This window comes from Candidatus Paceibacterota bacterium, assembly GCA_035530615.1.
Classification (GTDB): Bacteria; Actinomycetota; Actinomycetes; order Nanopelagicales; family Nanopelagicaceae; genus QYPT01.
The window spans coordinates 284,038-304,691 of sequence record DATKUL010000001.1; the positions used below are offsets into that span (position 1 = coordinate 284,038).

General features: G+C 51.5%; 17 protein-coding genes and 1 tRNA gene. 5 read left to right on the plus strand and 13 right to left on the minus strand.

Annotated features, from left to right (window positions below):
- The first annotated feature begins 5 nt into the window (after window positions 1-5).
- Together VMW30_01515 and VMW30_01520 are read left to right on the plus strand one after the other, a co-directional pair.
- Window positions 6-1,616 carry an MDR family MFS transporter gene (locus VMW30_01515; protein HUW87047.1) on the plus strand — a complete coding sequence of 537 codons (1,611 nt, stop codon included), beginning with the start codon at window positions 6-8 and terminating at the stop codon, window positions 1,614-1,616.
- The gene (locus VMW30_01520; GenBank protein ID HUW87048.1) at window positions 1,613-2,863 is read left to right on the plus strand and encodes an MFS transporter; all 1,251 of its coding nucleotides are present in this window, start codon (window positions 1,613-1,615) and stop codon (window positions 2,861-2,863) included. The genes VMW30_01515 and VMW30_01520 overlap by 4 nt, the downstream gene beginning before the upstream one ends.
- Here the strand turns inward: VMW30_01520 and VMW30_01525 are convergent.
- The gene (locus VMW30_01525) at window positions 2,795-3,595 is read right to left on the minus strand and encodes a Bax inhibitor-1/YccA family protein (protein HUW87049.1); all 801 of its coding nucleotides are present in this window, start codon (window positions 3,593-3,595) and stop codon (window positions 2,795-2,797) included. The genes VMW30_01520 and VMW30_01525 overlap by 69 nt on opposite strands.
- A gap of 204 nt (window positions 3,596-3,799) precedes the next feature.
- Between VMW30_01525 and VMW30_01530 the strand changes: the two genes are divergently transcribed.
- Complete coding sequence (locus VMW30_01530) at window positions 3,800-4,393, plus strand: winged helix-turn-helix domain-containing protein (GenBank protein HUW87050.1); 594 nt, start codon at window positions 3,800-3,802, stop codon at window positions 4,391-4,393.
- Window positions 4,394-4,499: 106 nt separating this feature from the next.
- Here the strand turns inward: VMW30_01530 and VMW30_01535 are convergent.
- The 9 genes from VMW30_01535 to mfd all read right to left on the minus strand — a co-directional run bounded on the left by VMW30_01535 (window position 4,500) and on the right by mfd (window position 13,379).
- A tRNA-Leu gene (locus VMW30_01535) sits at window positions 4,500-4,575 on the minus strand.
- A 21-nt stretch (window positions 4,576-4,596) separates the two neighbouring features.
- Window positions 4,597-5,313, minus strand: coding sequence for a uracil-DNA glycosylase (locus tag VMW30_01540; protein ID HUW87051.1), 717 nt, complete (start codon window positions 5,311-5,313; stop codon window positions 4,597-4,599).
- A gap of 10 nt (window positions 5,314-5,323) precedes the next feature.
- Window positions 5,324-6,238: a Ppx/GppA phosphatase family protein gene (locus VMW30_01545; GenBank protein HUW87052.1), complete on the minus strand. Its 915-nt coding sequence runs from the start codon at window positions 6,236-6,238 to the stop codon at window positions 5,324-5,326.
- A complete protein-coding gene (locus VMW30_01550) occupies window positions 6,235-6,738 on the minus strand; it encodes a DUF501 domain-containing protein (GenBank protein HUW87053.1) in 504 nt (167 codons plus the stop codon). The genes VMW30_01545 and VMW30_01550 overlap by 4 nt, the downstream gene beginning before the upstream one ends.
- Window positions 6,735-7,139, minus strand: a complete 405-nt coding sequence (locus tag VMW30_01555) for a septum formation initiator family protein (GenBank protein ID HUW87054.1) — start codon at window positions 7,137-7,139, stop codon at window positions 6,735-6,737. Before VMW30_01555 ends, VMW30_01550 begins: the two co-directional genes overlap by 4 nt.
- Window positions 7,140-7,148: 9 nt before the next feature.
- Entirely contained in the window at window positions 7,149-8,426 is a 1,278-nt protein-coding gene (eno, locus tag VMW30_01560; protein HUW87055.1) for a phosphopyruvate hydratase, read from the minus strand.
- A 110-nt stretch (window positions 8,427-8,536) separates the two neighbouring features.
- Window positions 8,537-9,190, minus strand: a complete 654-nt coding sequence (locus VMW30_01565; GenBank protein HUW87056.1) for a MazG family protein — start codon at window positions 9,188-9,190, stop codon at window positions 8,537-8,539.
- On the minus strand, window positions 9,187-9,795 hold the full coding sequence (locus VMW30_01570; GenBank protein ID HUW87057.1) for a hypothetical protein: 609 nt from the start codon (window positions 9,793-9,795) through the stop codon (window positions 9,187-9,189). Before VMW30_01570 ends, VMW30_01565 begins: the two co-directional genes overlap by 4 nt.
- Window positions 9,792-13,379: a transcription-repair coupling factor gene (gene mfd, locus VMW30_01575; GenBank protein ID HUW87058.1), complete on the minus strand. Its 3,588-nt coding sequence runs from the start codon at window positions 13,377-13,379 to the stop codon at window positions 9,792-9,794. Before mfd ends, VMW30_01570 begins: the two co-directional genes overlap by 4 nt.
- A gap of 31 nt (window positions 13,380-13,410) precedes the next feature.
- Here mfd and ppc point away from each other — a divergent pair, with 31 nt between their 5' ends.
- Window positions 13,411-16,122 (plus strand): phosphoenolpyruvate carboxylase, encoded by a 2,712-nt coding sequence (gene ppc / locus VMW30_01580; GenBank protein ID HUW87059.1) that lies wholly within the window; start codon window positions 13,411-13,413, stop codon window positions 16,120-16,122.
- A 33-nt stretch (window positions 16,123-16,155) separates the two neighbouring features.
- On the opposite strand, the gene VMW30_01585 is transcribed toward ppc, so the two are convergent.
- Together VMW30_01585 and VMW30_01590 are read right to left on the minus strand one after the other, a co-directional pair.
- Entirely contained in the window at window positions 16,156-17,829 is a 1,674-nt protein-coding gene (locus VMW30_01585) for a hypothetical protein (GenBank protein ID HUW87060.1), read from the minus strand.
- A 116-nt stretch (window positions 17,830-17,945) separates the two neighbouring features.
- Complete coding sequence (locus tag VMW30_01590; protein ID HUW87061.1) at window positions 17,946-18,143, minus strand: hypothetical protein; 198 nt, start codon at window positions 18,141-18,143, stop codon at window positions 17,946-17,948.
- 240 nt (window positions 18,144-18,383) lie between these two features.
- Here VMW30_01590 and VMW30_01595 point away from each other — a divergent pair, with 240 nt between their 5' ends.
- Window positions 18,384-19,112 carry a hypothetical protein gene (locus tag VMW30_01595; protein ID HUW87062.1) on the plus strand — a complete coding sequence of 243 codons (729 nt, stop codon included), beginning with the start codon at window positions 18,384-18,386 and terminating at the stop codon, window positions 19,110-19,112.
- 7 nt (window positions 19,113-19,119) lie between these two features.
- Here the strand turns inward: VMW30_01595 and VMW30_01600 are convergent, their stop codons facing one another.
- Window positions 19,120-20,520 carry a DNA cytosine methyltransferase gene (locus tag VMW30_01600; GenBank protein ID HUW87063.1) on the minus strand — a complete coding sequence of 467 codons (1,401 nt, stop codon included), beginning with the start codon at window positions 20,518-20,520 and terminating at the stop codon, window positions 19,120-19,122.
- Window positions 20,521-20,654: the final 134 nt, after the last annotated feature.

The window sequence follows — 20,654 nt, forward strand, 5'->3', positions numbered from 1 at the left end:
CGTTTTTGTCTAATTCTTCTGCAACTGGTGCCCCAATAAAAGCTCATACGCACCGCGAAATCATGATCATTATGAGCGGTTTGATGACTGGTCTTTTATTAGCCGCACTCGATCAAACTATTGTTTCTACCGCACTAAAAACTATCGTTATTGATCTACACGGATTAAATGAATACACGTGGGTTGTTACTGCGTATCTCTTAACTTCAACTGCCTCGACACCTCTCTACGGAAAGATCTCTGATCTCTACGGCCGTCGCGTTGTGTTCCAATTTGCAATTCTTACTTTTTTGCTCGGTTCCCTTCTTGCCGGTCTTTCCCAGAACATGTCCCAACTAATTGCTACACGCGCGCTGCAAGGGCTCGGCGCTGGCGGTCTCATGGCATTGACCTTCGTCATCATCGGCGACATTGTTCCGCCACGCGAACGCGGTAAGTACCAGGGTTATTTCGGCGCGGTATGGGGTCTCTCATCCGTGGCGGGCCCACTCCTTGGCGGATTCTTCTCTGACCATCAGCACATCCTTGGAATCACTGGCTGGCGTTGGATCTTCTACATCAACCTACCCTTCGGCATTCTTGCTCTAATTATTACTTCCGCAGTACTCCATATCCCAAAGGTAAAACGCGAGCATTCAATTGATTATTTTGGCGCTCTTCTTTTGGTAGTTGCAGTCACGACGACCTTGCTCGCCATTGCTGTTTATGGACCAGAGAACGGCTGGGCGGATGTGCGCACCATTTCCTATCTCGTGGCGGGTGGCGTGCTTTCTGTTCTTTTCGTCCTCTGGGAAGGAAAGGCAAAAGAGCCAATTCTGCCTATGCGACTCTTCAAAAACCACACCTTTATGCTCACCTCAATCCTTGGCGCGGTCATTGGTGCCGGGATGTTCGGTGCCATCATTATGTTGCCTCTTTACTTGCAGATTGTAAAAGTAAATACGGCCACAACCGCTGGCCTGAAATTGATTCCACTGATGCTCGGCATCGTCAGCATGTCTATTTTCAGCGGAAAACGCATTACGCACCATGGCAAATACAAAAAATTCCCTGTTATCGGTACCGCAATTATGACCGTCGGAATTCTTCTCATGTCCACCTTGACGAGAGAGACTCCGTACTGGCAACTTTCGATTTATGCCATCATCGTTGGCGCAGGTCTTGGTCTATCCATGCAGACAATTGTTATTGCACTACAGAATTCAGTCGACTACCAAGACATGGGAGTTGCAACGAGCGCTAATACATTCTTCCGCTCCCTCGGAAGCGTCTTTGGTTCTGCGATTTTCGGCGCAGTTCTCAATAACCGCCTGGCCCACTATATGCATAATGGGTTCACCGACCTGGCGAAATCAGACCCTGCTGCAATGGCTGGAGTGGATCTCTCGCCTAAGGGCGTTACAAGCATTATTGCGAGTCCACAAAATTTTGCGTCCGTAGTCCATAACACCGCGTTGGATGCATATGTAAATGCATTCCACATCGTCTTCTACACGGCGGCTCCGATTACCGCGCTAGGATTCATTATTGCGCTCTCACTTCGCGAACTTCCGCTTCGTACATCTCATGATTACGCGGTGGCTCGTGAGGAGGCGGCGGGAGAGGCTATTGGTTGAGTCGATTTAAGGTTCTCGCGGGACTCCCTCGGGAGGTAAAGGTCCTCACTACGGCGGGGTTTTTTGTCGCAGTAGGATTTGGAGTCATCGTTCCTGCCATGCCCCTCTACGCAAAATCTTTTGGTGCAACTAATACCGCTGTTGGGCTGATCGTCTCGATGTTTGCAGTCGCGCGATTCTCATCGGGTCTCTTCTCTGGAAAACTGGTCGATAGATTTGGCGAACGTCTCGTCTTTGCCGTTGGAATCACCATGGTTTCGTTCTTCACCTTACTCTGTGCACTCGCACATAGTTTCACGCAATTATTGATTTTTCGCTCAGCGGGCGGGCTTGGTTCATCCATGTTCTCCGTCGCAGCCGCTTCCATCATTATGCGTTCGGTATCTGATGATCAACGCGGTCGGGCTCAATCAATCTATAATGGCTCTTTCCTCCTTGGCGGAATCACTGGACCTGCAATTGGTGGAGTGCTCACTGCAATCTCTTTACGTGCGCCTTTCTTCACTTACTCCATCACGCTCTTTTTAGCCGGAGCGACTGGCTACTTCTTTCTTACTCCCGGGAAGCCGGCATCACATCCAAAAATCAAAGAGAGCACAAACTTGTCAATGGCTGAGGCATTGAAGATGCTGCCTTATCGAACGGCGCTCCTCCTCGCCTTTGTAACCAACTGGATTCTCTTCGGAATGCGCTCTTCGATATTGCCCCTCTTTGTTACCGAAGAACTGCACTCCACAACCGCCATTGTCGGTCTCGGATTTACCCTTGCGGCACTATTTCAAGGTGCGCTTCTGCTTCCAGCAGGAACGCTCTCGGACCTGCGAGGCAGGCGAGTGGCACTAAGTATCGGTACCACCGTGGTGATGGCAGGCGTGCTCATTTTGATTTTCGCGATTCATCCGTGGATGTATCTCGCGGCCATGTGCGTCACCGGACTCGGAGGAGCATTTCTCTCGACAACTCCGGCAAATATCGTTGGCGATATCATTCGCGGAAAGAGCGGCCAAGTGATCGCACTCTGGCAGATGGCCGGAGATGCAGGCATGATCATTGGACCAATAACCGTCGGATTTTTATCAGACGTCTACTCTTTCCGCGCCGCTTTTGTCGTCAGTGCAGCAGTCTTCTCAATCTCGATACTGCTGGCGTATCAGTTGCCTGAAACGCGCCAGTCGCACTTAATTGTTGCGCAGGATGGAGAGCAAGCGCAAGACCTCCATATAGAGCCAGACTACGGTGACCATTAGACCGAAGCCGGCACGCCATGATTCTTGCTCAGGAAGACCGGCGTTAATTCCCTTTTGAATCTGATCGAAATCGAGAATCAGGAAGATGCTGGCAATGCCAACACCAGCAAGGGCAAGGAGAAGCCCGAGGCCTGAGACTCCGTAGAGACCCATTCCATCGCCGGCACCAGACATTGCAGCGATCATGCTGACGAGACCAAGTATTAGGTAACCAATTGCGGCACCCATCACCATACGGGTGAAACGTGGGGTGACACGTACGCGACCACTGCGGTAAGCAATAAGCACACCGACGAAAGCTGCCAAGGTGCCGAGAATTGCCTGGCTCACGATGCCTGGGTAGATGGTGTTGTAGACGTGGCTCAATGTTCCAAGGGCAAGACCCTCAAATGCGGCGTAGGCCATGATGAGTACTGGACGGACCGTCTTGCTAAATACATTGACCATGGCAAGTGCGAAACCACCAAAGAAGCCGAGCATCAAAGCGCCGACGCCCAGGTTGAGGGTCCAAGCAGCCGCGCCTGTAATGACGAGGATGCCGAAAAGAATTCCGGTACGGGTTACGACGTCATCAATTGTCATACGCCCTGTTCGAAGAGAGGAAGCCGCTGGGGCGTTGTATAGATCCTCGAGAGTCGCTGAAGTGTCCTGAGTTGCCGTAGCCGTATTACCCATCGCGGCAAAACCACGTTGGTTAAAAGCTTTTCCTAAGACAGGATTTGAACTTTGCATAGAACTCGTATCTCCTTGTAGGACTAACCGCTAATGGAATCTCCATTGACAGTGGAACAATCGTAGGTCGTGCAATCTTCCCGTCCACCCGAATTGAGGCAAGATTGCTGTGAGAAGGCATAGAGATTGAGCGTGGGGATCGGTTGAACTTCGATTTAGCCCACTCACTAGTGTATCCATAATGTTGAGAGTACTATCCACTTTATGAGAACCTCTCCTGTGCTTCCAATTCCCTTATTTCGGTCGGAGAATCAAGCCACGCTCCTGTCCGCGCTCTTTTTATCGGAGAAAAAATTCTCAGTCCAGGACCTAAGTTCCAACCTCGAAATTCCCTACCCAACCGTCCACCGGGAGATTGGTCGATTACTTAAATCAGGATTGATCACTGAAGAAAGAATTGGAAACTATCGCTACTTTGAGCCAAATCGTATATCGCCTTTTTTCTCTCCGGTTCGCGATCTCTTGCTGGTCCTCTCGGGTCCTGTTCCATTGCTTCAACGAGAACTAATCCACATACCGGGAATTGAATGGGCCGCTCTTTTTGGCTCATGGGCCCATCGCCTGTTGGGTACAGAGGGCAAAATTCCACATGATGTTGATGTTTTGGTTGTGGGTAATCCTGATGTGCGTCAGGTCAATAAGGCATGCTCTCTAGTCGGGAAAAAACTTGGGTGGGAAGTCAACCCGGTGATCCTGACTCTGCACGAATGGGATAAGGACACTCCATTCCTAAGACAGGTCCGAAGCGGCGGTCTTGTCCCAGTCATCGGTACCGCAGAAAGGAATATCTCCCATTAATCCAATACTCTTAACTGCAGATGCCGCAGTGAGATGTGCGGAAGAATTACTGAAACAGGCGCAGCAACTTCTTAGATAACGTATAGATTCACCATCCAGCGGAAATTGGTGCCCTCGGTGGGGGTCGAACCCACACTTGGAGGATTTTAAGTCCTCTGCCTCTGCCATTGGGCTACGAGGGCCACATTCGTTATTTACTTGCGCTACTCAATAACGGAAGCAAATCTACCTGCTTTCTGGAGGACCGAATCCAACTGTTTCTGTGTGAGTTTGCCCGTAAAGGTGTTCTGCTGGCTGGGGTGATAACTGGCTATAAGGAGGTAATCCACGCCCTCGTGGCGGTACTTCAGCTCAACACCGTGCGCGAATTTCACCTTTGTCACGGGGTGACCGAGATCGACTAGTGCTTTACTCAATGCAGTCAGAGCGAAAGCGCCGAGGGCAACAAAAGCGCGGGCAGTGGGCATCGACAACTCAAGTTCCCTGCGCAGGAATGGCGCACAGGTATCGCGCTCGGAAATCTCGGGCGCATTTCCCGGAGGGGCGCACCTCACTGCGGTTGTCACTCGTGTGAATTTCAATTCTTGTCCGTCATCCCTGGAGGTACTTGTTGGAATTTTCGCAATTCCGATTCGGTACAAAGACCCGTAGAGCCAATCCCCCGATGAATCCCCCGTGAAGACTCTTCCCGTGCGGTTCGCCCCATGAGCACCCGGAGCAAGTCCAACAATGATCATCCGCGGTTCTTCGGAGCCAAATCCTGTGACGGGCTTGCCCCAATAATCTTCGTCGATGTACGCCTTCCGTTTCGTGATGGCGACCTCTTCGCGCCATTGCACCAATCGTGGGCATGCGTTGCAGCCGACAATATTTTCGTTGAGGACCTTAATCGATTGAGAAAGTGCACTGACTTTTGCCACGTCAGTTCTTTTAACTCTTGGCAAGTGACCAAACCATTCCGTCGAGAATGTCACTTTCGGAGGCGACAAATTCATCTGCACCAGTCGCAATCATGATCCGAGAAAGGACGAGGGAGCCAGCGGTAATGACATCGACTCGACCCGCGTGCATGTAGGGAAGGGCTTTGCGTCGGTCATGAGTCATCTCCAAGAAGACTTTTGAAATCTCATGGACTCTTTCGGCCGAAACGCGTGAAAGATGAATTGCACGCGGGTCGTACTCACTTAAGCCCAGGGCTGCTGCTGCCACTGTAGTCGCGGTACCGGCCACTGCAATCAGCGTTCTGGCTTTCTTTATTGGAACCACTTTTGCTGCCTCTTCGATCGCCGCATCAATATCAGCGGTTGCCAGAGCAATCTCTTCGGCACTCGGTGGATCGAAGTGAAAATGACGCTCTGACATGCGGACACAGCCGATATTGACACTCTTGGCCGCCTCCACATCGGTGCGTCCGAAGACGAATTCTGTTGACCCGCCGCCAATATCTACGACTAGGAAGGGTGCTTCATTGGCAGGTAATTCTTTGGATGCACCTTGAAAGGAGAGCGCGGCTTCTTCATCACCTGAGATGACTTCTGGATAAATACCTAGTCGGTCATGGACTCCTTCGAGAAATAAATCGCGGTTTTTTGCATCACGTGTGGCACTTGTGGCGACGAAACGAAGTTTCTCTACTCCACGTCGGCGAAGTTCGACGGAGAAGTTATCAACGGCCTTGAGTGTTCGCGCGATTGCATCCGGATGAAATTGTCCTGTCTTATCGACTCCCTGTCCCAAGCGGACAATCTCCATCCCACGATAAAGCTCCCGAAAGTTATTACCTTCAATATCGGCAATCAGCAAACGTATGGAATTTGTTCCGCAATCAAATGCCGCGACTCTCATTCATCGCCCTCCACCGTGCAGGGTTGATCCAGCCACCACTTGGGCAAGAGTGCGAGGGCTTCATCACCGAGTGGATTTACTCCAGGTCCTGTAGCCAGTGAATGCGCGACAAGTGAATGTAGGCACTTCACGCGATCTGGCATTCCGCCCGCCGAAATATCTTCGATCTCATCGACAACTATTCCGAGGGCCGCACGCGCCGCCAAATAATCATCGTGGGCGGCGGCATATTCACCTGCAAGTACCGGATCAATCGCCAACCGGCGATTCATATCTGTCATCAGACCGGAGGATTCCAGCGTTGAAATCGCACCCGTGAGTCGCGGGCAGGTTGCATAAAAGAAAGTTGGGAATGGGGTTCCGTCGCCCAGACGCGGAGGCGTCTCGACAACTGCAGGATTTCCGCAGGGACAGCGATATGCGATGGCATGCACGTCACGGGGCTTGCGTCCCAACTGATTTCCAATGCACTTCAAATCATCCGAGGTTGGTTGCCTCACTTGACACCTGTCTCGGAAATCGAGGCGATGAGTCGATTGTACCAAGGAAGACCGCGTGGAATATCTTTTGCCACCGCAGTGGTGGGTGCCACAGATGACGGCTCGCTCGGATCAGTCACGATGTACTGCCGTTCGCCGGGCAGGATGAAGTGGAGGCGTTCGCGGGCCTGCGTCTTGATGTATTCAGGATCGCGCCACTTCTCCAACTCCTTGGCCGCATCCGCGAGAGCCTGATTATTCGATGCCACTTGCGCCAGCACCGAGTTGATCTGGGCTTTCTGAGCGAAATACCGCTGCGCCGGAGGGGCCAAGGTCCACGCCAGAATGAAGAGGACCAGGGCAAAAGTCATAGCGCGCCCCGAACCTCGGGTCTGAGATTTCGGGCTGCGCTGTGATGCCATATCGGAAATCTATGCCTTAAAGCGAGGAAAAGCCGTGCGTCCCGCGTAGCGAGCGCTCGTGCCCAGCTCTTCTTCAATGCGAAGGAGTTGGTTGTACTTGGCCACGCGCTCGCTTCGAGCCGGTGCACCAGTCTTGATCTGGCCGCAGTTTGTCGCAACCGCCAGGTCGGCAATGGTGGTGTCCTCGGTCTCGCCAGAACGATGAGAGAGCATCGAGCTGTAGTTGGCGCGATGTGCCATGTCGACTGCATCGAGCGTCTCGGACAATGTTCCGATCTGATTGACCTTCACGAGAAGTGCATTCGCGGTGTTATTCGCAATACCGCGGGCTAAGCGAACCGGATTTGTCACGAACAAGTCATCACCAACAATCTGCACCTTGGAGCCCAACTCCGAAGTCATCTGAGCCCAGCCGTTCCAGTCCTCTTCATCAAGTGGATCTTCGATAGAGACGAGTGGATACGCACTGACGAGTTCGGCGTAATAGGCGATCAAGTCAGATGAAGACTTCTGCGCACCCTCGAAAGAATATTTTCCATCCTTATGGAACTCAGTAGCAGCAACATCCATTGCGAGTGCAACATCTGCGCCGGGCTTGAGACCCGCAAGTGCAATCGCTTCAACAATGAGGTCGAGTGCTGCACGGTTGCTCTCCAGGTTTGGAGCAAATCCACCTTCATCACCGACGCTGGTTGCAAGTCCGCGCTTCTTCAAAACTGATTTGAGTGCGTGGTAGATCTCCGCGCCCCACTGGAGCGACTCACGGAAAGTTGTTGCACCGATAGGTGCAACCATGAATTCTTGGATATCAACATTTGTATCTGCATGCGCTCCGCCGTTGAGGATGTTGAACATCGGCACCGGAAGCACGTGCGCGTTTGGTCCACCTAAATAACGGAAGAGTGAAAGGTCCGCGCTATCAGCAGCGGCCTTTGCTACTGCAAGTGAGACACCCAAGATCGCATTGGCACCCAGGCGTGACTTGTTGGGGGTTCCATCGAGTGCGATCATCTCGTCGTCGATGAGGCGCTGATCCTGTGCATCAAAACCAATGATTGCTGGTGCAATTTCGTCGAGTATAAAAGCCACCGCGTTCTCTACGCCCTTGCCGCCATACCGCTTGCCACCATCGCGGAGTTCGGCTGCCTCGAAAGCGCCGGTGGATGCTCCACTTGGAACTGCGGCGCGAGCCTGGGTGCCATCTTCCAGTGCAATCTCAACTTCGACAGTTGGATTTCCACGCGAATCAAGAATCTCACGAGCTCCGAGAACTTCAATAATGGCCACTGCGTATCTCCTCAGTCATATTCATTTGGCATATTAATTTGGATCAAATTCAGGTCAATGTTGTGGATCAATTAGGACGCAATTGAGCGCAAAATCAACGTTGATAGCAATTATCCTACCGTGCTTTCTAATTCCTCTATCTGAGCGATAAGTCGGCGAGCGGCTAACCTCAATGCTCCTTCTGGGTCAATGCTATTCGCACTTGCCCACGCGATTGTTGCGAGCAGAACGTCACCAACGGCAGCTTCGGTCGCCTCCGATGGTTCGGCAATGACCGAGGGAAGGTCGAGCATCAAACGATTCTTCTCGGCGCGATAGAGCAACTTCGAAACGAGCGGAAGCGCCGGTTGAGCAAGTGGCACCCCATCAACCGCAGAAGTGCGACCTTTCTCTGCAGCTTTGATCGCTTCCCAATTTTCTAGGACTTGATCGCTGGAAAGATCTTCCACCTCACCGAAAACATGCGGATGACGACGGACCAATTTCTCAGCCACTGTCTGCGCGACATCCTCAATAGAGAATGGATCGGTTGGGTGCTCCTGCGCCATGCGTGCGTGAAAATAAACTTGGAGAAGCACATCCCCAAGTTCTTCACGCATCGCTTCACGGTCACCCGTTTCGACCGCTTCGATAAATTCATACGACTCTTCCAAGAGATACTTGATCAACGACTCGTGAGTCTGCTCTGCATCCCAAGGACAACCGCCCGGTGAGCGGAGCCGATCCATCACCGCAACAAGTTGTTGCAAGTGAGAAGAGGTCATGGAGTCTGTGCGGGAGTTGCTGCAGGACTTGCCGCATCAAGTGCAAGTACATCACCTGTGGCTGGATCCCATTTACCGTATTTAGGATTGACGGTTACGCCAATCTTCTCTGCCTTGTCGACGACCAACTTCTGAATGGCGGTTCCGGTGTCGGCTTCTGCAACACCAGCAGCAACTTCTGCCTTGGCCAACTTCTCACTGTAGAGAATGAGTTGTAGGTACTCATCAAAATCAGCAGATGCAATTCCTGCGCCAACTAGTGCCTTAGGCAAGTTCGCTTCGCCGCCGAGCTGGGTCAAGATCTCTGCCCGACGCGCATCGATCTCGGCCTTGGTTACGGAAATCTTCATGTCAGCAACTACTTCGCCAACGAGCACGGAGATGAGATGGAAACGGAGTTGGTTGCGGTTGAAGTTCGCGCCCGTCTCCAACTGCATCCCTGCGGTATCGACCTGCTTGCGTTCGGAAAGGGCGGCATCAATGCTCTTCTGTATCTGAGCTTCGGTGATCTTGGTGTCTCCAACGGTTGCGGCGGCACCGACCTGCGAGCATCCAGTCAGTACTAATGCACTTGCTACCGTAATTACGGCGATGATTCTTTTCACGTCTTGCTCGCTTTCATTGGCGTCGTCGGATTCACTAAAGTCTCAATGGCCTCGGTTGCCCAGGTCAGTAGAGAAGTATCCACCATCTGCACACCTCCTGATGACGGACCCCATGTCTGGGCACTCGGTAGAGCAACGAGCACCGTATTTGTGGCGGGTTTATTGAGAGAGCCTGGATAGATCCGATTCATTCGAAGTTGCATCGACTCAGGCAATTTGATTGGTCCTATACGTAAATACTTGCCTTGCAGGACAACTTCAGTGAGTTTGACCCCCTTGGCCAAGGCACGCAATGTGGCGACTCCCAGCAGAGCCTCGGCTTCATGAGGTAGATCACCAAAGCGGTCTATCAACTCGGCGCGAATCTCCTCAACCTGCTCACGCGATGCGACATCGGCAAGGCGGCGATAGAGGTCAAGACGCAGGCGCTCACCCGGCACATATTCAGGGGAAAGGTGAGCATTGATAGGAAGCTCGACCTTGCACTCAAGATTCTTATCCTCCACTTCCATGATCCCGGTCTTGTAGTCCGCAACCGCCTCGCCCACCATCCGCATATAGAGGTCAAAACCAACATCGGCGATATGACCCGATTGTTCGCCACCCAAGAGATTTCCTGCCCCGCGGATTTCTAGATCCTTCAGCGCCACTCGCATACCCGATCCAAGATCAGTATTGGCCGCGATTGTCTTGAGACGATCCAACGCGACTTCGGTCAGTGGTTGATCGGTTGGATAGAGGAAATAGGCGTACGCGCGCTCGCGACCACGGCCCACCCGTCCCCGCAACTGATGAAGTTGGGAAAGACCAAAACGATCTGCCCGCTCCACAATCAAGGTATTGGCATTAGCGATATCAAGACCGCTCTCAACAATTGTCGTACAAACCAACACATCGAAGTCGCGTTCCCAGAATCCCAAGATCACATCTTCGAGCATGTGCTCACTCATCTGTCCGTGCGCGACGCGGATACGTGCTTCCGGAATGAGTTCTTGCAGATGCGATGCTGCGCGATCGATGGATTCCACGCGGTTGTGAATGTAAAAAACTTGGCCGTCCCTAAGTAACTCACGACGGATCGCCGCGGCAATCTGCGGCTCTTCACTCGGTCCCACATAAGTAAGAATCGGATGACGCTCCTCCGGCGGAGTCGTGATCGTCGACATTTCGCGAATTCCCGTCACTGCCATTTCCAAGGTGCGCGGAATCGGAGTCGCAGACATCGCCAGAACGTCAACAGTGGTTCGCATCTTCTTCAGCGATTCCTTCTGCTCAACACCAAAGCGCTGCTCTTCATCGACAATGACAAGACCGAGATCTCTGAAAGTGACATCAGAGGAGAGCAAGCGATGAGTTCCGATGACCACATCGATGGATCCGGCAGCGAGTTCGTTGAGAATGTCTTTACTTTCCTTGGCCGTGTTGAAGCGCGAAAGGCCGGCGACTTTCACTGGGAATCCTGAGTACCGCTCGGCGAAGGTTGTCGTGTGCTGCTGCACCAACAACGTGGTCGGCACCAAGACGGCGACCTGCTTGCCGTCTTGCACGGCTTTAAAGGCGGCCCGGATGGCGATTTCAGTCTTTCCATATCCCACATCGCCGCAGATAATGCGGTCCATCGGATAGGGGCGCTCCATATCCCGCTTCACTTCTTCAATGGTTGAAAGCTGATCCGGTGTCTCCGTATAAGAGAAGGCGTCCTCCAATTCGCGCTGCCACGGAGTGTCAGGTGAGAAAGCAAAGCCCGGCGCACTCGTCCGTGCGGCATAAAGGCGGATGAGTTCGCCCGCGATCTGGCGCACGGCTTTTCGCGCGCGCCCCTTTGCCTTCTGCCAATCACCACTTCCAATGCGGTGCACGGTTGGTGCTTCACCACCCACATATTTGCTGACTTGCTCCAATGAATCTGTCGGGACGAAGATGCGATCTCCGGGTTGTCCGCGCTTTGCCGATGCGTACTCAATAACAAGGTATTCGCGAGTGATTGTTCCAACGGTGCGGTGTACCAATTCGATGTAGCGACCGATTCCGTGCTGTTCGTGAACAACGTAATCACCCGCCTTCAATTCCAGCGGATCAATCGTCGCCTTACGGCGCGATGGAAGCGAATCTCCATCCTTCCCGCTTCCCTTATGTCCGGAGAGATCTCTCTCGGTCATAAAGAGCAGGGATGCAGTATGTGAAAGGAAACCGTGACTCAACTTCGAAGTCGTGACATAGACCGTGCCGCGCAATGGCTGGCTCTGTAAATCGGCAACCATCCGCACCGGCAAATCTGCATTGCGGAAAATGTCAGCAAAGCGCTCGGCCATACCTGCGCCAAGTGCCGAGAAGACAACAGCGTGATTCTGCAACAGCGAATCAGTAATGATTGCGACTGCTTTATCCGTATTGCCACGCAACGGCTCTATCGGTGAGCAGTCAACAAAAATCGTCTCCTCATCCAAATCACTTCCAAATGAGTTGAAATTCCGTGAGCCGATTTCTAAAGAAACAAGCTCCGCCTGCAATTCGTCCCACGTGAGGTAAGTGCCCTCTCCGTCATAAAGGGGTGCATCTGCCCCAAATGCGGCATTCGACCATGAGGCAGCAAGAAATTCTTGGTTGGTGGCAAGCAGATCCGCCGACCTTGAGCGAATCCGCTCCTCCTCAATAAAGATCAATTCCGTATTCGGTAATGCCCGATGAAGGATGCTCTCCTGGCTATCCACCAGCAATGGAATCAGCGACTCCATCCCCTCCGTCACAATTCCCTCAGCCAGACGCTCGCAAATCTCTTTGGCCGCTGGATATCTTGCTGGCAATTCCGCCGCCTTCGCCCTGACCGTGGCGGTTAAAAGCAGTTCGCGACAGGGATAAATAGGCAGTGCGCCTTCGACAGGTTTGTAGCTCCGCTGGTCTGCGACTTCAAAATAACTCAGCTCTTCAATCTCATCGCCAAAGAAATCCACTCGGACGGGGTGATTGGAGAGAGGCAGGAAGATATCCACGATTCCGCCGCGCACCGCGAATTCTCCGCGGCGCTCGACCAGATCGGTCCTCGTATAAGCCAGCGCAGATAAATGGACAACGAGGTTCTCCAGCCCTATCTCTTGTCCACGTTCCAACTCCATCAGGGGAGACTTGGCAAGATCGGAGATGAACCGGTGAATCAATCCCCGCGAAGGTGTGACGATGATCGGATGCATTGAGGCACCTTCTCGTCGTAGTTTCTCCATTTGATAGAGGACATGAATCCGTTTTGCCACGGTGTCGCTGCGTGGACTGAGTCTTTCGTGGGGCAATGTCTCCCAAGCGGGAAATTCAAAGACGTTATCGTGCAGAGTTCGAAGCTCTGAGGCGAGATCTTCAGCCCCACGACTCGATGATGTGACAACAATGAGAGGATGCTCACTGGCCTTCATCGCGAGAAGGAATGGATAGAGAGCCGCAGGTGCAACCAATGTGCCAGTGCCGGTGAGTGCATCAGCAATGTCCGGTGTCTGAGACAGAGCAGGAAGAAGTCCGCGCACTTGACCACTCCCGTCCTGGCATGAAACGCCAATATGCCCCAACTCCGAAAACCCGGAGGGGGCAAGCGTCATTCTAATAGCAAAGACCTGGCAGGATTAAGCCATGTCTGTCGAGCACAATCCTGCAAATGATGACGCTGAACTCCGCAGTGATGTCCGCAAACTCGGCGACCTCTTGGGACAGACACTCGTCCGACAAGAAGGGATAGCCCTCCTCGAACTTGTCGAAGCAGTCCGCCTGGCCGTGCGCGAAGGCGGTGGAGAAGAACTCCTGGCCAACGTAAGCGTCGATCAATCCGTACAACTCGTACGAGCCTTCAGCACCTACTTTCACTTGGCCAACATTGCAGAGCAAGTTCACCGCTCAAGACTTCTCGCAGCAGAGAGAGAGGCAGTCGGCTCTTGGCTATCTCGCGCCGTCGACAAAATCATCGCCGCTCAAAAAAATCCAACCCCGGGTCACGAATTTACCAACGCAGATATTGCACATTGGCTTGAGGATTTCATGGTCCGCCCGGTCTTCACCGCCCACCCCACCGAAGCCGCCCGCCGATCCATCCTTAGCAAGTTACGACAGGTCGCAGATCTTCTCGATCAAGACGATTCATCAGTACAGACACGCAGGCTCGGTGAAATTGTCGATCTCCTCTGGCAGACCGACGAACTCCGTCTCGAACAACCAAGACCACTTGATGAAGCAATGAACGCAATGTTCTACTTGGATGATCTCTTCACTCTCACCGTCCCAGAAGTCCTCGATGAATTCGCCCGCGAACTCAGAAGAGTGGATGTAGAAATTTCACCCACATCTCGCCCACTCTCATTCGGCACCTGGATCGGTGGCGACCGCGACGGCAATCCAAATGTCACACCGGACGTCACCCGAGAAACAATGGTCCTTCAAGTCGGTCACGCAATCCGGGTCACCCTCGCCGCCATGAATGAAATCCGCCAGCTTCTTTCGGTATCAACGCGGATCGCAGGCACCTCTAGCGAACTACAGGAGTCCGTCAAACTTGACTTAAAACTTATTCCAGAAATCGAAGCGCGCTACCGCAGGCAAAACGTTGAAGAGCCTTACCGTCTCAAGGCCACCGCAATCGTGCACCGTCTCAACTTCACCCGTGCCCGTCACGCCGCAGGCACCGAGCACGTTCCTCACCGCGATTACCAAGACACTCACGAACTTCTCGCAGACCTCACCCTCATGCGCGATTCACTTTTCGAACACCGCGGCGAACTCATCGCCACCGGCCTGCTTGAGCGCACAATCCGCGCCGTATCAACTTTCGGTCTCACCCACGCGACGATGGATATCCGCGAGCACGCAAATGCGCACCATCACGCACTTGCCCAACTACTCGGAGTTCCAAATTACAAAGAGCTCACATCAGAACAACGCTTCGACGTACTGGCCAAGGAACTCGACCACCCTTATTACTACCTCGCCGACGGCCTCGATGCTCCAGGCAAAAAGACATTGGATACCTTCAAAGCGATCGGCGATCTCATTGATCGCTTCGGCCCTGAATCCATTGAGACCTACATCGTCTCCATGACCAAGAACGGCGATGACCTTCTTGCGGCAGTCGTCCTCGCCAAAGAAGCAGGACTCGTCAACATCGCAAAAGGCAAGGCGCTCATTGGCTTCGCACCACTCCTTGAAACTGTAGCCGAACTCCGTTCAGCCGATGTCATATTGGAATCACTTCTGAGCCAACCCACCTACAGAAAACTTGTTGCGCTCCGCGGCGATGTACAAGAAGTGATGTTGGGATATTCAGATTCCAATAAGGATGCCGGAATCACAACTAGCCAGTGGGAAATTCATCGCGCACAGCGCAGACTCCGCGATGTCGCAATGAAGTACGGCGTGAAGTTGCGCCTCTTCCATGGTCGCGGTGGTTCTGTCGGTCGCGGTGGCGGCCCAACATATGACGCACTCGTTGCTCTGCCCTGGGGTTCCATCGACGGCCAGATCAAAATGACCGAGCAGGGCGAAGTCATCAGCGACAAATATTCTCTTCCCGCACTTGCGCGAGAGAACATCGAGCTCACACTCGCCGCGGCATTAGAAGCAACTGTTCTCAACCGTGGTCCCCGTCAAAATCCAGAGGATTTGAAAAAGTGGGATGAGTGCATGGACTTCGTAAGCGAGAGTTCATTCAAGCAATACCGGACATTAATCGATCATCCTGATCTACCCGCGTATTTCTACGCTTCAACCCCAGTTGAACAACTTGGGGATCTCTTCCTTGGTTCTCGTCCTTCTCGTCGCCCTGACGCGAGTATTGGTCTAGAAGGTCTTCGTGCGATTCCCTGGGTATTTGGCTGGACTCAATCTCGGCAGATCGTCCCAGGTTGGTTCGGCGTTGGTAGCGGCATCAAAGCCGCCCGTGAATCTGGCAAGAGTGAAGTCCTCGCGCAGATGTTAAGGGAATGGCACTTTTTCCGCACATTCATAAGCAACGTCGAAATGACATTGACTAAAACAGATTTGGATACCGCGCGCCGATACGTTTCGCGCCTGACGCCAGAGCCACTTCACCACTTCTTAGACACGATTACCGAAGAATTCGAACTGACAAAGTCGGAAATCTTGAAATTGACCGGGAAGAGCGAATTGCTGGGTGATCAACCTCTGTTGGCGAGAACTCTCGGGGTTCGCGATGCCTACCTCGCCCCGTTGCATCTGCTTCAGGTCAACTTGTTGGAGCGGGTGCGCTCTGCAGAAGCAAGTACCGATCCTCTGCTCCGACGAGCATTACTCCTGACAATCAACGGCATCGCGGCAGGCCTTCGAAACACTGGTTAAAGAAAGTGTTAAGAATTTCCTAAACTGCACGAACTACGCACTGGGTTTGATTTCAAGGCCTGATTGGTAGGCACGATGTATGTGAAAATACATTGCCTTGGCGAACGTAGTGCTTCGACTTATAAAGTGACGATCCTCAAAGTAATAGGTAGGAAGTGCTCGCTCTTTGGTTGCGCATCCAAGTAGGCCTGTCGAAAAAAGTATCTCCAACAACGGTTGGTAAATAGTGAAATCGTAGACTCCGGGTGGAGAATTCCACATTTCACTGCTAACGGCGGTCAGCCATCCAACGCCATCGATCTTGGGATCACTCACAAGAAGTAAAATCTCGTCGAGTCGAGGGGTCAACTCTTCCCGAGACATCTTCATTGGGCTCCCTCTAAATTTCTCGACCGCCTTGTCGATGCTCGGGTAAGTGCCCTTCCATTCGTCTCGCAGCGAAAGGAGCATTTTGCTCGAGTAAATCGGTTCGGCCGACTGGATTTCTTCCCAACCGAGACGATTCTTATCCGCCCCAGCTATAAAACACTCGTTAGCAAACGAGATCGCATCTCGTGGTCTCATTAGGGTGCGATCCAAAATATAGTCGAGAGCATTTCCGCGGGTCTTATTGGGATTTGGAAGCAGGTCGTCCAATGTTTTCGCCACTATTCCCGACTTTGCCGCGGCAACTGCAACTCTCTCATCCAGCATCTCCTCGAGATCCGCGGGCGACCACTTTAAGTCCAGGACAAGTCCTCGGAATTTCTCTTCTTGGCCGCCGCTCTTTCGCCCAAAATCTAACTCCTGAAAGATATTCGATCTAAGCGCCACCAGAATCTTTAGATTGCCCACTCGCTTCAAATCTAGAACTGTCCGGAAGAGGCATCGAATCAAGTCATTTGCTATTCCTTCATCGACCCACTCCCTATCTAAATCATCAATTACCACGTAAGTAAAATTACGGTCGTCATCCAATATGTATTCGTCAAGCACATCCAACATCGCATTTAGCCGAGTTAGTTGGGTGTCATTCACAATCCTTTGATACCTATCGGCTTCTTCACGCCGCGTCTCTACGTAGTTTTCTACTTCTGTTCCGCCATCTGCGCCTACGCCGACGCCCGCGGTCATCAGATGGACGCTTGCCGCCTCGTCCACCTTTTGTCGAAAAGACTCCGTAATACCGCGGATTCGGACGTCCGTATCTTCCCAAAAGCGATCTTCGAACTGTTCAAGATAATCTAGCGCCTGCTTCTTTGTATGGTCAGAAGTAATCTTTTCACGCAGAATCGTAAAAAAATTTTGCTTCGCGATGGCAGAATTTACATGGTATCGGTGCTTTATTATTTCAACCAACAATACGTGCTTCCAAAGCATGGACCAGAAAAGGTCAAGGTTAACTCCAAGTCCATCTAACTTCTGAATTAGTTGCAGATTTGTGATGTATGGCAATGCGAGATTCTCTGGATTGATTCTAATAACGTGTTCTGGATGCTCGTCTTCGAGTCTTTGTAAAGAGGCCGATTTTCCGGAGCCAGTCCTACCAATGATGAAACACCGACGGTCGGACTTTGAAGAGATCACGTTATAGTCGCTTGAATTGTAAAATGCCTCCTCCAGCAAATTATCGGTTTCGGCAGCAATGCCTCCTAGGGTAAATACACTCTTAAATTTCGGAGATTTGGTCGCCATCGGTAGCCCCCGCAATCCAAAGCATTGAATCAATGTTGAACGCTAGCGTAGGTTCTCCGCACCATGGTCTTCCAGCCCACCAGGACGCTGGCGCGTCGTAATATTATGAGCCTCTCCCAGAACGAACTAGAGGCCATTGTCCCTTCGAATCAGATCCTTGGCACTGTCTCCAAGGTCGCTTGGATCGAAGCATCAAAAAACTCACGATCAATCATCGTGCCGCCGAGGAATGCGTCGTAAGCAACGAGGTTGAAGTGGTCACCGCTATAGACTGGGTAAAAAGGCCTTGCCCTGCGCCAGTAACGCTGCTTCCATGGCGTCACGGATGCTATCGGCGAGTCGTCCATATCTTTACTCAGAGCCTTTCCATAAATTTCAAGCCTATCGGTTAAAATGCACTCGCGGCTCACAAGAAAGTACCGCCAACTTGGCAGGATGTACATTCCCACTATTAAATTATCGGCATCGCCGCCAGGTTCACCCTGTGTATTGCTTAGGAGGCATAGCGGCAGGTTTCACTCTACTTTCGCATTCATTTTTTGCATAATATCACTACGATTTCGTTAGCAACGAACTAGAAAGGCGCCATGGAACTCGACAAAATCTTGGAGAGATTTGCCGAAGGCTTGGTCAAAGTTGACCAACATACTCAGCATGAATCTTCAAATCAACGAACGGGCGAGGTCTATCTCCCAGGCGTGAAGACGATGCGCGAGCCCAAATTTGTCGAAGAATTGTTGAATTGGTGGAGGGGTGACCATTCATCAGATTTCAATCCATCAAACGCAAGCCAACGTGAGGTTCCATACCCCAATATTCCTAGAGCAAGTTGCGACTTAGTTCTATCCACAGATGGATCACCTCTTGAAACACCAGAATGGGCAATCGAAATCAAGCATATTGCTCTTGTTGGGAATAATGGAAAAAACAATGACTACGGTGTTCAAAAAATTCTTTCTCCATATCTCAAGGATCGGTCTTTGATTCACGACATAAAAAGAATGCGATCTGCCCCAATGGGCCGAAGACAGGCAGTTGTCGGATATTGCTTTGAATATAATTTTGATACTTGTATCGAAGCGCTGCTACTGCATCCTACTCACTCAGAATATGTGCTGAATGTTCGCGAGGTATGCAGAAAAAATGACCCCAGCAAGGGTGAACTAGGTATTACTCCAATGATTGAATTTGCCAACCAGATTTTCACTTCCAGAAACTTGGTGAAAGAAGTAATTACCAAGGATTTCGAAGGAGCGTGGAGACACCCTTGCGGAGGCAAGGGAAAGATATTTGGTTGGGAAGTCTTACCGACCTAATTCAGATTTACTTCACTAATTTGAGTGGAATATCAAAATCCAAATGGTACTTCTTGGATTCGACAGACAACTCATGAAACCTGGCGTGGTTGGCTAGCACTAGATCAGGACTCGGTGGGGCACCTAAAATCGATCTAACTAATACATGATGATCTCCAAGTAAATCTAAATCACGCAGAACTTGTGCTCTAATTACGTTATAAACAGCACCAACATTTACACCATTGCCAAGTTGCTTAAAGGTAAGGGCGTCGGGTTGATCGACAAAGTCGAACCAATCAGGAAGGCCCTGCAACCTGGCACCTTCGCGCGTGCTAATTCGGCGCCTTTGCTGTCCGACAATGGAGGTCTGTGTAATTGCAACCAGGGCAGGTAAATATGTGGCACGTTTCGCACGAATTCCCGAAGGGCGAAAGTGCATCACCGTTTCCCATAGATTCGTGGCATTTTGTGCCTGCCATTCAAATTTTCTACGGCTTGGAGGGAAATCTGCAAGGTTGTTCCAACGCTTGAGCCACTTATCAAGAACTGTTTTGTGCTCCGTATAGAACTGAGCGTTTTTGGTTAAGAAATTGGATTTCCAATCAGGCGTGCCTGCCGGGATGTAAAGATCCTCAATATGCACCCAATCATCAGCCCAGATCGGGAACCCAGGTAGAGATGCTCCACTTAAGCGCTCACGCATAATCTCAACAAATTCGTTCCATGCTTCAATCCAGATCACTTCCGCATCACCAAGTGCGACCGCATCCTTCGCCTTCGCAGTTTTGGGTTTTTCCAACGGTAAATCAACTTTAAGATTCCAATTCTGAGGATCCCAATTCAAGGTTACCGAATCTAAATTAGGAATATCAGTGTGCAAGGCATGCTCCCTCCTCCCCTTTGGAATTTTGGTAGCCGCGATGAAAACACGATCCCTTACTTGAGGACGTCCGCCGAATTCAGGACGGATTAGATGGGGTGACACAACCATCGGCGCATCGCTAACTCGATAGCCCAATTGGCGGAGAGTAGAAGTAATCACATCCCATTCATGAATATGCCTTGGCCCTGCAATGTTCCTAACATTTTCAAGGAGCACGAGAGTTGGACGATGCACCTCAACAATTTTCGCAATGTTCCAAAATAGTGTGCCACGCGCTTCTTCCATACCATGCTGTTTTCCCGACTTGCTGAATGGCTGACAAGGAAATCCACCAACCAAAACATCATGTGCCGGGACTTCCATAGTGTCATCGTTCGCAGCCAGAGTGATATCTCCATCTGGCTTCAATCCCCAATTGCGCTGGTAAATCCTTGCTGCATCTTTATCTATCTCGGAGGCATAAACACAGTTTCCGCCCATCGCTCCCAATGCTGCGTGGAACCCTCCAATCCCTGCAAAGAGATCAACAAAGGTGAAGGCCATAGGAATACTTTAGGCGATGAGGCTGACAAAAAGAATTTTCAGGTTCGGTTATCATGGAAAGTTGAAGATCTAGCCAGTGCGAGTTAAATATATAGTGAAGCAAGCCCGAGGTCAGGGGCGATATTGCAAGAGTT

Excerpts from the sequence above, each read along its gene's own strand:
- VMW30_01595 (HUW87062.1), top strand. The coding sequence starts at position 18,384 with ATGGAACTCGACAAAATCTTGGAGAGATTTGCCGAAGGCTTGGTCAAA.
- ppc (HUW87059.1), top strand. The coding sequence starts at position 13,411 with ATGTCTGTCGAGCACAATCCTGCAAATGATGACGCTGAACTCCGCAGT.
- VMW30_01565 (HUW87056.1), bottom strand. The coding sequence starts at position 9,190 with ATGACCTCTTCTCACTTGCAACAACTTGTTGCGGTGATGGATCGGCTC.
- VMW30_01590 (HUW87061.1), bottom strand. The coding sequence starts at position 18,143 with ATGGACGACTCGCCGATAGCATCCGTGACGCCATGGAAGCAGCGTTAC.
- VMW30_01545 (HUW87052.1), bottom strand. The coding sequence starts at position 6,238 with ATGAGAGTCGCGGCATTTGATTGCGGAACAAATTCCATACGTTTGCTG.
- VMW30_01600 (HUW87063.1), bottom strand. The coding sequence starts at position 20,520 with ATGGCCTTCACCTTTGTTGATCTCTTTGCAGGGATTGGAGGGTTCCAC.
- VMW30_01555 (HUW87054.1), bottom strand. The coding sequence starts at position 7,139 with ATGGCATCACAGCGCAGCCCGAAATCTCAGACCCGAGGTTCGGGGCGC.
- VMW30_01530 (HUW87050.1), top strand. The coding sequence starts at position 3,800 with ATGAGAACCTCTCCTGTGCTTCCAATTCCCTTATTTCGGTCGGAGAAT.
- VMW30_01525 (HUW87049.1), bottom strand. The coding sequence starts at position 3,595 with ATGCAAAGTTCAAATCCTGTCTTAGGAAAAGCTTTTAACCAACGTGGT.
- mfd (HUW87058.1), bottom strand. The coding sequence starts at position 13,379 with ATGACGCTTGCCCCCTCCGGGTTTTCGGAGTTGGGGCATATTGGCGTT.